The organism is Rhodoglobus sp. G.S.23 (genome assembly GCF_056675935.1).
The window spans coordinates 1,229,933-1,241,170 of sequence record NZ_CM155237.1; the positions used below are offsets into that span (position 1 = coordinate 1,229,933).

13 protein-coding genes are annotated in these 11,238 nt (G+C 58.2%); 11 read left to right on the forward strand and 2 right to left on the reverse strand.

All coding sequences use genetic code 11. The features are described 5' to 3' along the window. The first annotated feature begins 2 nt into the window (after positions 1-2). Complete coding sequence (locus AC1ENN_RS05865; RefSeq protein ID WP_480392032.1) at positions 3-770, forward strand: SseB family protein; 768 nt, start codon at positions 3-5, stop codon at positions 768-770. Here the strand turns inward: AC1ENN_RS05865 and AC1ENN_RS05870 are convergent. Then, positions 767-1,117, reverse strand: coding sequence for a DUF1844 domain-containing protein (locus AC1ENN_RS05870; protein WP_449648982.1), 351 nt, complete (start codon positions 1,115-1,117; stop codon positions 767-769). The two genes, AC1ENN_RS05865 and AC1ENN_RS05870, sit on opposite strands and share 4 nt — an antisense overlap. 308 nt (positions 1,118-1,425) lie before the next feature. On the opposite strand from AC1ENN_RS05870, the gene infC reads away from it, so the two are divergent. From infC to pheT, 10 genes are all read left to right on the forward strand, one after another. Beyond that, a complete protein-coding gene (gene infC, locus AC1ENN_RS05875; RefSeq protein ID WP_449648983.1) occupies positions 1,426-2,043 on the forward strand; it encodes a translation initiation factor IF-3 in 618 nt (205 codons plus the stop codon). Beyond that, a complete protein-coding gene (rpmI, locus tag AC1ENN_RS05880) occupies positions 2,036-2,230 on the forward strand; it encodes a 50S ribosomal protein L35 (protein ID WP_197108656.1) in 195 nt (64 codons plus the stop codon). Before infC ends, rpmI begins: the two co-directional genes overlap by 8 nt. 18 nt (positions 2,231-2,248) lie before the next feature. Continuing rightward, the gene (gene rplT, locus AC1ENN_RS05885; RefSeq protein ID WP_009771944.1) at positions 2,249-2,635 is read left to right on the forward strand and encodes a 50S ribosomal protein L20; all 387 of its coding nucleotides are present in this window, start codon (positions 2,249-2,251) and stop codon (positions 2,633-2,635) included. Positions 2,636-2,739: 104 nt separating this feature from the next. Then, positions 2,740-3,543 carry a TrmH family RNA methyltransferase gene (locus tag AC1ENN_RS05890; protein WP_480392033.1) on the forward strand — a complete coding sequence of 268 codons (804 nt, stop codon included), beginning with the start codon at positions 2,740-2,742 and terminating at the stop codon, positions 3,541-3,543. A gap of 73 nt (positions 3,544-3,616) precedes the next feature. Then, the gene (locus tag AC1ENN_RS05895; RefSeq protein ID WP_449648985.1) at positions 3,617-4,369 is read left to right on the forward strand and encodes an amino acid ABC transporter ATP-binding protein; all 753 of its coding nucleotides are present in this window, start codon (positions 3,617-3,619) and stop codon (positions 4,367-4,369) included. A gap of 38 nt (positions 4,370-4,407) precedes the next feature. Continuing rightward, on the forward strand, positions 4,408-5,277 hold the full coding sequence (locus AC1ENN_RS05900) for a glutamate ABC transporter substrate-binding protein (RefSeq protein ID WP_480392034.1): 870 nt from the start codon (positions 4,408-4,410) through the stop codon (positions 5,275-5,277). A gap of 80 nt (positions 5,278-5,357) precedes the next feature. Next, complete coding sequence (locus AC1ENN_RS05905) at positions 5,358-6,026, forward strand: amino acid ABC transporter permease (protein WP_480392035.1); 669 nt, start codon at positions 5,358-5,360, stop codon at positions 6,024-6,026. Then, positions 6,023-6,958 (forward strand): amino acid ABC transporter permease, encoded by a 936-nt coding sequence (locus AC1ENN_RS05910; RefSeq protein WP_480392036.1) that lies wholly within the window; start codon positions 6,023-6,025, stop codon positions 6,956-6,958. The genes AC1ENN_RS05905 and AC1ENN_RS05910 overlap by 4 nt, the downstream gene beginning before the upstream one ends. A gap of 11 nt (positions 6,959-6,969) precedes the next feature. After that, a complete protein-coding gene (gene pheS, locus AC1ENN_RS05915; protein ID WP_480392037.1) occupies positions 6,970-8,010 on the forward strand; it encodes a phenylalanine--tRNA ligase subunit alpha in 1,041 nt (346 codons plus the stop codon). Then, positions 8,010-10,502: a phenylalanine--tRNA ligase subunit beta gene (pheT, locus tag AC1ENN_RS05920; RefSeq protein WP_480406849.1), complete on the forward strand. Its 2,493-nt coding sequence runs from the start codon at positions 8,010-8,012 to the stop codon at positions 10,500-10,502. The genes pheS and pheT overlap by 1 nt, the downstream gene beginning before the upstream one ends. Here the strand turns inward: pheT and AC1ENN_RS05925 are convergent, their stop codons facing one another. Then, positions 10,503-11,051: a DUF937 domain-containing protein gene (locus AC1ENN_RS05925; RefSeq protein ID WP_449648991.1), complete on the reverse strand. Its 549-nt coding sequence runs from the start codon at positions 11,049-11,051 to the stop codon at positions 10,503-10,505. Positions 11,052-11,238: the final 187 nt, after the last annotated feature.

Genomic DNA, 11,238 nt, shown 5'->3' on the forward strand with positions numbered 1-11,238 from the left:
ATATGAACTCGACAGACTCCGCCGGCACTCCTTGGGAGGGTCGCTCGTTCGAACCGAATCCTGCTCCCGATGACGACGGAACAGCACCTGTTGCGCTCATGGCCGTCATCACTCGGTTCCATCAGGGCAATGCGACTGAGGCAGACGTAGTTGATTCCATTCGTGAATCTCGGCTTCTCATCCCGTTGCTTGCGAAGGCGGGGGAGACGGAGACCACCGAAGCCGGACTCACGATTGACAAGACTCAAGAGTTATCGATCGTGACGGTGACGGGCCCGGATGGTCGGGCAGTTCTGCCGGTGTTTAGTTCGGTCACTGCGATGAGTAATTGGAACCCGGACGCTCGCCCCGTTCCGGCAGCCGGCACCCGCGTAGCTCTCGCCGCTGCGAGCGAGAACACTGATCTGGTCGTTATCGATCCACTGAGTGACAGTGAGTTTGTTATCCGTCGACCCGCGCTGTGGTCGATCGCGCAGTCAACTGACTGGACTCCCAGCTATTTGCGCACCGACGTGCGAGACGAATTCGCGATAGCCGCTGCAGAAGAAGCCGACGTTGCTGAAATCCAGTTGCTCGCGGGAGATCCGGGGGCGCGATTGCAGGGCCCTGAACTGGTTGTTCAAATCGCTATGAAGCCGGGGCTTGACCGCGAAACGCTCGATGCCACGATGGATCGGATGCGCGAGCGCTGGGCTACTTCCGAACTCATCGCGCAGTCGGTCGATTCTCTGGCAGTGCAGGTAGTTCGAGCGCCGGAGTCGTCGCTCTAGTTCACTGGCCCTGTCCATTTTTCGCCTGGACCCTGACCGGGTGCATCAGGGATGGTGGATGCTTCGCGGAACGCGAGTTGCACTGAACGAAGGCCATCGCGCAGGGGGCGAGCGTGGTGGTTGCCGATCTCCGGCGCTGCTGCGGTAACCAAACCGGCGAGGGCATTGATGAGTTTTCGCGCCTCGTCGAGGTCTTTTTCTGATTCCGCATCTGGTCCGTCGGAGAGCCCGAGTTTTACTGCTGCAGCGCTGAGCATGTGTACGGCAACGGTGTTAATTACCTCTACCGCGGGCACCTCAGAGATGTCTCGAGTTTCATTGACGTCGTCATTGGTGGGCTCGCTCATGATGTCCTTCGCTAATTGGGGTTCGCTCTGCTATCCTTATGCAGGCCCGGGGCTTGCCCCGGATACGAAAGTGGAGATTCTCCCACCTGTCAACCGCATACAAGGTTACCGGGTAGTTACACCCCGCATGGTTCGCTTGCGGTGCAGTGTGTGTAATCAGTTGTGATTATGCCTATTGTTCCGGATGCTCGCCTGCAGCTTTAAAGGGTGTTGCAGCGTTCTGCTGCATTTGATCCTCTTTCGTGCCACGGCATCCGCCGAACTGTATTTCGTGAAACGCTCCGCGTACATGAAGTGCACCACGAAATGTGAGGAGAACACGCATCAGCGATCCCCGTACCAACGACCGAATCCGAGTTCCTGAGGTCCGTCTTGTCGGACCCGGCGGTGAACAAGTCGGTGTCGTCTCAATTGACGTCGCCCTCAAGCTCGCCCAAGAGGCAGATCTAGATTTGGTCGAGGTTGCTCCCAGCTCAAAGCCTCCCGTTGCCAAGATCATGGATTACGGCAAGTTCAAGTACGAAGAGGCGCAGAAGGCGAAAGAAGCTCGTCGCAATCAGACGAACACGATCCTCAAAGAGGTTCGTTTCCGTCTGAAGATTGACACGCACGACTACGAAACCAAGCGCAAACGTGCTGAGGGATTCCTCGCAGGCGGCGACAAGGTCAAAGCAATGATCTTGTTCCGTGGCCGTGAGCAGTCTCGCCCCGATCAGGGTGTGCGTTTACTTCAGAAGTTTGCCGAAGATGTGTCGGAATTCGGTTCAATCGAATCAACGCCGACTATTGACGGTCGCAACATGGTCATGATTATTGGCCCACACAAGACCAAGGCAACAGCGAAGGCTGAAGCCGAGGCCCGCAAGGTTGCTAACAAGAAGCCTCGTGAGGCAGAAGTTCCAGAGAAAGAGGAGAAAGATGCCTAAGCAGAAGACGCACTCAGGCACCAAGAAGCGTTTCAAGGTCACCGGTAGCGGCAAGGTCATGAAGCAGCAGGCTGGTATGCGACACAACCTCGAGGTTAAGAGCAGCAAGCGTAAGCGCGCGCTCAACCAGGATCAGGTCATCGCACCGCAGGACGCCAAGACAATCAAGAAGCTTCTCGGTAAGTAAAGGGTTTAGGAATACATCATGGCAAGAGTTAAAAGGGCGGTAAACGCTCACAAGAAGCGTCGGGTTATCCTCGAACGCGCCAAGGGTTACCGCGGTCAGCGTTCGCGTCTCTACCGCAAGGCCAAGGAGCAGGTTACTCACTCGCTCGTCTACGCATACCGCGACCGCCGCGCCCGCAAGGGTGAGTTCCGTCGTCTGTGGATCCAGCGCATCAACGCTGCGTCACGTGCAAACGGGCTTACTTACAACCGCCTCATCCAGGGTTTGAACCTGGCTGGAGTGCAGGTTGACCGTCGCATCCTCGCTGACCTCGCCGTCACCGAGCCTGCTACGTTCGCGTCACTGGTTGCAACCGCTAAGGCTGCACTTCCTGCTGACACGTCAGCACCGCGTTCGGCTGCCTAGGCAGTCGCACCACACATCGTGCAACGGCACGCTGTACAGGCCATTTCGGCCAGTACAGCGTGCCGTTTCTCTTATATTGGGCGGCCGAGTCTAGGGTTGAAGACGTGATTGATAACCCGCGCTCACCACGCGTCCGAGCCGTGGCCAAACTTGAGAAGAAGAGCGCTCGGTCCGAGACCGGGCTCTTTCTGCTGGAGGGCCCGCAGTCAGTCTCTGAAGCCCTCAATTTTCGGCCGGAGCTCCTCGTGGAGCTATACGCCACTCCTACCGCACTAGAGCGTCACACTCATCTCGCTCGTGCGGCTGAAGAAGCCGGCATCGAGATCGAGTTTGTTACCGAGCAGGTAATCGAAACAATGGCTGACACCGTAACGCCACAGGGTGTTATTGCCGTGTGCCGTCAGTTCCCAACATCGGTCAAGGACCTACTTTCCGGTGGGCCCAAGCTCATCGCGATCCTCGAAGAGGTGCGCGACCCCGGCAACGCGGGAACAATAATTCGAGCCGCGGATGCCGCTGGTGCCGATGGAGTGATCCTGACCGGTCGAAGCGTCGACCTCTACAACCCCAAAGTAGTGCGAGCAACAACCGGTTCGCTCTTTCACCTTCCTGTCGCTGTCGGCGTTGAGCTTGAGGCTGTTCTTGAGCGTGTCAAGGGCGCCGATCTTCGAGTAATTGCGGCAGACATCAAGGGTGGCGATTTACTCGCAGCGCGCAACGACGGTGTGCTCGATCATCCGACCGCCTGGTTGTTTGGCAATGAGGCTCGTGGACTGACTGACGAACACTATGCGCTTGCCGATTGGGTCATTTCGGTGCCGATCTATGGGCACGCAGAGTCGATGAACTTGGCGACAGCGGCATCGGTTTGCCTTTATGAGAGTGCATTCGCTCAGCGCAACAACTGATTCTGTGTCACGAGCGTGTTACAACTAGGCGTGCCGTTTGACCCTCGTTGGAGGCATGTGGTTGTCTTGCAATATGGCAGCACAGAGCGGTGAACCTCTGGTCGTAGTCGACCATGTCAACAAACATTACGGTGAGCTGCACGTGCTCAAAGACATCACAACCACGATTCATCGTGGCGAGGTGGTGGTCGTTATCGGGCCTAGTGGTTCCGGCAAGTCCACACTGTGTCGTGCGATCAACCGTCTTGAAACCATCGACGATGGCACGATCACGATCGATGGCAAGCTTCTTCCCGAAGAGGGCTCCGGGTTAGCAAAGCTGCGGGCAGACGTCGGAATGGTCTTCCAGTCGTTCAACCTCTTTGCGCACAAGACGATTCTTGAGAACGTCACGCTTGGCCCGCGCCGTGTGCGCAAGATCGGCAAGGCCGAAGCTGACAAGCACGCGATGGAACTCCTCGACCGCGTGGGTATCGGCAACCAGGCATCCAAGATGCCGGCTCAGCTTTCTGGCGGTCAGCAGCAGCGAGTAGCTATTGCTCGTTCGCTCGCGATGGATCCCAAGATCATTCTTCTCGATGAGCCAACGTCTGCTCTCGACCCCGAGATGATCAACGAGGTTCTGGATGTCATGGTCCAGCTCGCGAAGGATGGCATGACCATGCTGGTTGTCACCCACGAGATGGGCTTCGCTCGCAAGGCCGCCGATCGAGTCATCTTTATGGCGGATGGCGAAATCGTTGAAGAGGCCGAGCCCGAGCAGTTCTTCACCAACCCTCAGTCTCCGAGAGCGCAGGACTTCCTCTCGAAAATTCTTACTCACTAAAGCAGCGAGTAATTTCACCACAGCATAAGGAGAAAAATATGAGGCTCAAAAAAGGCCTATCGATCTCTGCTATTGCGCTTGCTGGCCTCCTTGGCTTGAGCGCGTGTGCAGCAGACACCGGTACCACCGACCCCGATATTGTCGTTCCTGAGTTCGAAGCAGGAACCACCATGGCTGACCTCGCTGACGCGGGAAAGATCACCATCGGCACCAAGTTCGACCAGCCGCTGTTCGGACTCAAGGGACCGTCTGGCGAGCCAGTTGGTTTCGACGTTGAGATGGGCAAGATTATTGCCGCGTCGCTGGGTATTAGCGAAGACAACATCGAATGGGTCGAGACTGTTTCAGCCAACCGCGAAACGTTCATCGAGAACGGAACCGTTGACATCGTCATCGCTACGTACACGATCAACGACAAGCGCAAGGAAGTTATCTCCTTCGCTGGACCGTACTACAACGCGGGCCAGGACATCCTCGTTCTCGAAGGCAACCCCGAGGGAATCACTGGTCCAGAGGACCTTGCAGGCAAGGATGTTTGCAGCGTTGCAGGTTCGACCTCAGAGAAGAACATTGCTGAATACGACGTCAACCTCATCACGACTGACACGTACTCGAACTGCCTTGAGCCGCTTCGTAGCGGAAAGGTCATCGCTGTCACTACTGACAACGTGATCTTGGCTGGACTTGCCGATCAGAACGCTGGCGAGTTCGAAGTTCTCAGCAACCCGTTCACCGAAGAGCCTTACGGCATCGGTCTTGGTCACGACGATGACGCATTCCGTGACTACATCAACGATGTGCTCGAAACGTCGTACTCCGACGGATCGTGGGACGCTGCTTGGGAATCAACTGCAGGCCAGGTCCTGAAGCTCCCGACTCCTCCCGCTGTAGACCGCTACAGCAACTAGTGTGATCGGTGCCCGCTCGCGGTTAGTCCGCGGGCGGGCACCACTCACGTCACTACCCACTATTTCTCAGGAGGCTCTGGATGGACGTCATCTCCAACGCGATCGACGCCCTTGTCGACATAACGCCGCTCTATATGCAGGGCTTCGTTCTGACTCTCGCGCTTCTGGGGATCGCAGGTGTCGGGGCATTCATACTCGGGGTTCTAATCGCATCGATGCGCATTTCTCCCGTGCCGTCCCTTCGTGTCTTCGCAACGGTCTACACCGAGATTCTGCGAAACATTCCGCTCCTGCTTGTGCTCTTCTTCTGCGCCTATGTGCTCCCCATTTTGGGCGTCGAACTCGACTACTTCCTTCTCGCCTCTCTTGGGCTCACCCTTTACACCTCGCCCTTTGTCGCTGAAGCAGTTCGTTCCGGGTTCAATGGTGTTCCCGTCGGGCAGGCCGAAGCCGCCCGTAGTATCGGCATGGGTTTCACTCAGACCGTCGGGCTCGTAATTTTGCCCCAGGCAGGCCGGATGGTCGTCCCGCCGCTTATCAACGTTTTTATCGCTCTCACCAAAAACACTTCAGTTGCCGGGATCTTCTTTGTGAATGAGCTCTTCAAGGCGACTTACGCTGCGGCTCGCGACAACGGCGATGTCGTCGTTCTCACTCTGGTTTACGCGGCGGCGCTCTACCTCGCCATTACGATTCCGCTCGGGCTGATAGCCGGAGCGATTGAGAAGAAGGTCATGGTGCTGCGATGAGCATGAGCGTTCTATATGACGCGCCTGGTCCCAAAACCAAGCGTAATTCGACAATTGCCTCAGTCATTGGAGCAGTCGCGATTCTCGCGGGACTCACTTGGGTATTTTTCATTCTCGCAGCACCTCGCGTCAACGCCAACGGCGCAGAACAACCCGGAATGTTTGATCAGTCGCGCCTGAACATCCTGAGCGATCCTGAACTATGGGGTGCTTTTGGCGGTGGGGTCCTAGATACCCTTCGGATGGCTGCTGTCGCCGGAGTACTGGCGATTGGCGTGGGGATTTTGTTCTCATTCGGACGGACAGCCGCGTCTAAGTGGGTGCGCATCCCGACTTCCGTCCTGCTGGAGTTCTTCCGAGGAATGCCGCTGCTGTTGCTGATCCTTTTTGTCTTCCTGTTGTTTTCGACGGGAAGCTACTGGGCGGGTGTGCTTGGGCTTGCTATCTATAACGGTGCAATCATTGGCGAGGCATTACGCGCCGGAATCAACTCTCTGCCAAAGGGGCAGCGTGAAGGTGGTCTATCTGTCGGCCTCACGTCGCTGCAGACGCGGTTTATCGTGGAATTCCCGCAGGCATTCCGTCAAATGTTGCCAATCATTCTTGCGCAACTTGTTGTGCTACTCAAAGACACCTCATTGGCGTACGTTGTTTCGTATCCTGAGCTCGCCCGCACGATCAAGAACCTCCAGAATTTCTACGGCAGCCGTTATCTCTTCACGCTCTTTGCGGTCGGTTTCGTCATCTACTTGGTGATGAACCTGACGCTGTCCTACATCGCTCGCTACGCTGCCAAGCGAAGTGGGCCGAAGCTCGGCAAGGTCACGCCCGATACTCCTCGGGTGCCTGGAGCAGAGGGAACGAGAGCTATTACGATTCCTCGTGGCCGCAATACCGGTCGAGATCGCACCGGAGGCGACTGGCTCGGCTAAACTCGGTTCTTGTGTCTGAACCCACCCCGATCACAGAACCAGCGGTAACCGCAGCGGTCGAAGCAGCTCTTGCTGCCATCGATTCCGCCGCGACAATGGCCGACCTCAAAACGGTACGAAACGCCCACCTAGGCGAGAGCTCGCCACTGGCTGCCCTCAACGCCCAAATGAAAAACGTGGCGCCCGCCGACCGAGCCGCCAGCGGCAAACTCATCGGTGGCGCGCGAGGTCGCGTCAGCGGTGCGTTTAGTGCGCGCGAGGCCGAATTGGCCGTTGCCGAAGAAGAGGCAAAGCTTGCGGCGGAAGCTGTGGATGTTACGGCCGTCGCCACCCGCTACGTGAAGGGTGCGCGTCATCCGCTCAGCCTGCTTATGGAACACATGAGCGACCTGTTCGTCGGCATGGGATGGGAAGTCGCCGAAGGCCCAGAACTCGAAAACGAGTGGTTCAACTTCGACGCCCTCAACTTCGACGAAGATCACCCCGCGCGGGCGATGCAAGACACCTTCTTCATCGACCCCGTTGACTCGCACTTGCTGTTGCGCACCCACACCAGCCCGGTTCAGATTCGTTCGCTGCTCGAACGCCCGCTTCCGGTGTACGTCGTCGCGCCCGGCCGAGTTTTCCGCACCGACGAACTCGACGCGACCCACACGCCGGTCTTCCACCAGCTTGAGGGAATCGCGATCGACAAAGGCCTCACGATGGCGCACTTGCGAGGAACCCTTGAGCACCTCGCTCGTGCAATGTTCGGCGAGGGTGCCCAGATTCGTCTGCGCCCCAACTACTTTCCCTTCACCGAGCCCAGCGCCGAAATGGACGTCTGGCAGCCCAACGCCAAGGGCGGTGCGCGCTGGGTCGAGTGGGGTGGCTGCGGAATGGTCAACCCCAACGTGCTGCGTGCAGCAGGCATCGACCCCGAGGAATATCAGGGTTTCGCCTTTGGAATGGGCATTGAGCGCACGCTCCAGTTCCGCAACGAAATGAATGACATGCGAGACATGGTCGAGGGCGATATTCGCTTCTCCCAGCAGTTCGGAATGGTGGTCTAATGAAAATTCCCATGAGCTGGTTGCGGGAATTCGTTGAGATCCCCGCAGACATCACACACGAACAGGTACACGCTGCCCTCGTCAAGGTCGGTTTCGAAGAAGAAGACGTACACGGATTCGAAATCTCCGGGCCGGTAGTTGTCGGCCAAGTTCTCGAATTCGTTGGCGAGCCTCAAACCAATGGAAAAACCATCAACTGGTGCCAAGTGGATGTCGGCGAACCCGAGCCCCGAGGCATCGTTTGTGGAGCCCACAACTTCATTGTCGGAGACAAAGTCGTTGTTACACTGCCAGGCTCCGTTCTGCCCGGCCCGTTTCCCATTGCTGCACGCAAAACGTATGGTCACGTCTCCGACGGCATGATCGCGTCGACTCGCGAGCTTGGTCTCGGAGACGAACACGACGGCATCCTGGTTCTCTCTACGCTCGGACTCGACCCCGAGGTCGGCACGAGCGCAATCGAGCTACTCGGCCTTGACGACTTCGCCGTCGAGATCAATGTCACGCCCGACCGTGGTTACGCGATGTCTATCCGGGGAGTCGCTCGCGAATTCGCGCTCTCGACCGGAGCAACATTCACTGACCCAGCGGATGCCCCAACCGTGACTGAGGCGAGCGGATTCTCCGTCACGATCAACGATGATGCGCCCATTCGTGGTCGTGCTGGCGTGCGAGCATTCACCACGCGTGTCGTCCGGAACGTGGATGTCACCAAGCCAACACCGTCATGGATGATCACCCGGTTGACGCTTGCCGGCATCCGCTCAATCTCGCTGACGGTCGACATTACGAATTACGTAATGCTCGAACTCGGGCAACCCATTCACGCCTACGATCTCGATCGTGTGGCCGGCGGCCTGACAGTGCGTCGTGCGGCGGCAGGGGAGACCCTCACCACGCTCGATGCCAAAGTGCGCACGTTGAATGTCGAAGATCTGCTGATCACGGATGACTCTGGCCCCATTGGTCTTGCCGGCGTGATGGGGGGAGCGAGCACCGAAATTACGGATTCGTCCACCAACGTTCTGATCGAAGCGGCAAACTTCGATCCGATTTCTGTTGCACGCACCGCACGTCGTCACAAGCTGGGAAGCGAGGCATCGCGTCGTTTCGAGCGCGGTGTTGACCCCCTCGTGGCGCCGGCTGCCGCTGCCCGCGTGGTCGGACTGCTCGTTAAGTTGGGCGGCGGAACCGTGGACTCGCTCGGAAGCGATATCGCCGCAGCCCATAGTCCTCTGGCCATCGACCTGCCTGCGACCTACATTGAGGGTCTGATCGGTGTGCGATATTCGTCTGATGAGATCACCGATTCGCTCATTGCAATCGGAGCGACCATTGCTGTGACGGAGACCGGCTGGAGTGTGACTCCGCCCAGTTGGCGCCCCGACCTCGATGACAAGACCACGCTTGCCGAAGAAGTCGCCCGCATCGTGGGTTACGACCGGATCCCTTCTGTGCTTCCGGTTGCCCCTCCGGGCCGTGGTTTGACGCGGGCGCAGCGTCTGCGTCGCACCGTATCGAACAGCTTGGCTTCTTCGGGTCTGACCGAAGTGCTCGCATACCCGTTCATCTCGCAAGCCTCAAATGACCTCTTTGGCTCGTCGCAAGCAGGGGGAGTGGCCGCGATCACGCTTGCGAACGCTTTGGACCCCGATGCTGCATCCCTGCGTCGTTCGCTCCTGCCAGGCCTCGCGGCAATTGCTCATCGCAATGTGTCCCGCGGTCTGACCGACCTTGCCCTCTTCGAAGTGGGAACCGTCTTCCTGCCCGAGGCCGGTCGTGCCTACGGCAGCGGTGATCTCCCCGTCGGTGATGAGTTGCCGACCGAGGTCGCTTTGAGCGAACTGCACTCGAGTGTTCCTGAGCAACCCTGGCACGTTGGCGCCCTGTTTGTGGGAGACGCGGTTACGCGCCAGCCCGGTCAGCAAGCTGTTACTCGGAGTTTCGCTGATGCTCTGGCAACGGTGCAGCACCTGGCTGCGACGATGCTGGTGCAAATTGAGGTCGTCACGGGAAGTCACCAAGCCCTTCACCCCGGTCGCACCGCCGAATTGCGCGTTGGTGGCCAACTCGTTGGTTACGCTGGCGAGATATTGCCCGCGCTAGCCCTTGAACTCGACTTGCCTCGTGTCGTCGCGGTCCTTGAGCTCGATTTGAGTGCTCTCATTGCGGCTGCCGCGACGGATATCTCAGCGATGCCCATCGTGTCGTTCCCGGCCGCAACCCAAGATGTGTCACTGGTCGTCGCCGAATCCGTTCAGGCGGGGGAACTGCTATCAATCATTCGCGAGGGCGCAGGAGAACTTCTGGAGAGCGTGCGGTTGGTCGATGACTACCGGGGTGCCGGAATCCCGGAGGCACACAAGTCGCTGACGTTTGCGCTTCGCTTCCGGGCCACCGATCGTACTCTGACTCAGGCGGAAGCAACCGCAGCGAAGAATGATGCGGTTGCCCTCGCTACTGAACGAGTTGGCGCTGAACTGCGCGAGTAGCTAGCGCTTTCCTCCACCGAGAAGACCACCAATGAGACCTCCAACAAGGTCTTGACCGCCAGCGCCTCCGAGGAGACCACCGAGAAGTCCGCTAATGCCGCCTGCAGGCGAGTTTTTGGCGGCGCTCGTGGTGGTAGGTTCTGACTTTTGGCCGAGGAACTTCGAACCGACCCACGCCAAAACAATGGGGGCGACGATCGGCAGGATCTTGCCGATCAGATCGCTGGTGACATTGTCGTCGGCGTTGTTTTTGGCGACCGCGGAGGCAACATCCTGCTGCTTACCGCCGAACACGTTCTTGACGATCTTCGCGCCGTCTGCCGTGTCAATCGCCTCCACCGATGTTGCCGTGGCTTGGGTGCCGTGAGACACAAGTGCCTTTTCGAGTGACTGTGCTCCCGCGTCATCCTTGGCATTGGCGGCCATACCGCCGAGCAGCGTGGGAACGACTTGTTTGACGGCGCTCTCGGCCAGTTGCTCGTTGATGCCCAATTGTTTGGCAATGTCACCGATCGGAATGAGTTTCAGCAGGCCATCGAGATCAGACATGAGTGCTCCTTCGTAGGGGATAGGCGCGACGTAAGTCAGCAATTCAAGAATATCGATTAGCCTGCGTCGGTGTCTGGGCACTATCCTAGAAATGTGACCGACTTCCGCACTTGCAGCCAGCGATTCTCGCTGCGCTTTGTGGTGCCGTCTTCGCCGGTTCTCCGCGGGGCTGACGAGCGACGATAGG

Bases quoted from the DNA above. Each gene is read 5' to 3' on its own strand.
- AC1ENN_RS05865 (WP_480392032.1), top strand. From the start codon at position 3: ATGAACTCGACAGACTCCGCCGGCACTCCTTGGGAGGGTCGCTCGTTC.
- AC1ENN_RS05870 (WP_449648982.1), bottom strand. From the start codon at position 1,117: ATGAGCGAGCCCACCAATGACGACGTCAATGAAACTCGAGACATCTCT.
- rpmI (WP_197108656.1), top strand. From the start codon at position 2,036: ATGCCTAAGCAGAAGACGCACTCAGGCACCAAGAAGCGTTTCAAGGTC.
- rplT (WP_009771944.1), top strand. From the start codon at position 2,249: ATGGCAAGAGTTAAAAGGGCGGTAAACGCTCACAAGAAGCGTCGGGTT.
- AC1ENN_RS05895 (WP_449648985.1), top strand. From the start codon at position 3,617: ATGGCAGCACAGAGCGGTGAACCTCTGGTCGTAGTCGACCATGTCAAC.
- AC1ENN_RS05900 (WP_480392034.1), top strand. From the start codon at position 4,408: ATGAGGCTCAAAAAAGGCCTATCGATCTCTGCTATTGCGCTTGCTGGC.
- AC1ENN_RS05905 (WP_480392035.1), top strand. From the start codon at position 5,358: ATGGACGTCATCTCCAACGCGATCGACGCCCTTGTCGACATAACGCCG.
- AC1ENN_RS05910 (WP_480392036.1), top strand. From the start codon at position 6,023: ATGAGCATGAGCGTTCTATATGACGCGCCTGGTCCCAAAACCAAGCGT.
- pheT (WP_480406849.1), top strand. From the start codon at position 8,010: ATGAAAATTCCCATGAGCTGGTTGCGGGAATTCGTTGAGATCCCCGCA.
- AC1ENN_RS05925 (WP_449648991.1), bottom strand. From the start codon at position 11,051: ATGTCTGATCTCGATGGCCTGCTGAAACTCATTCCGATCGGTGACATT.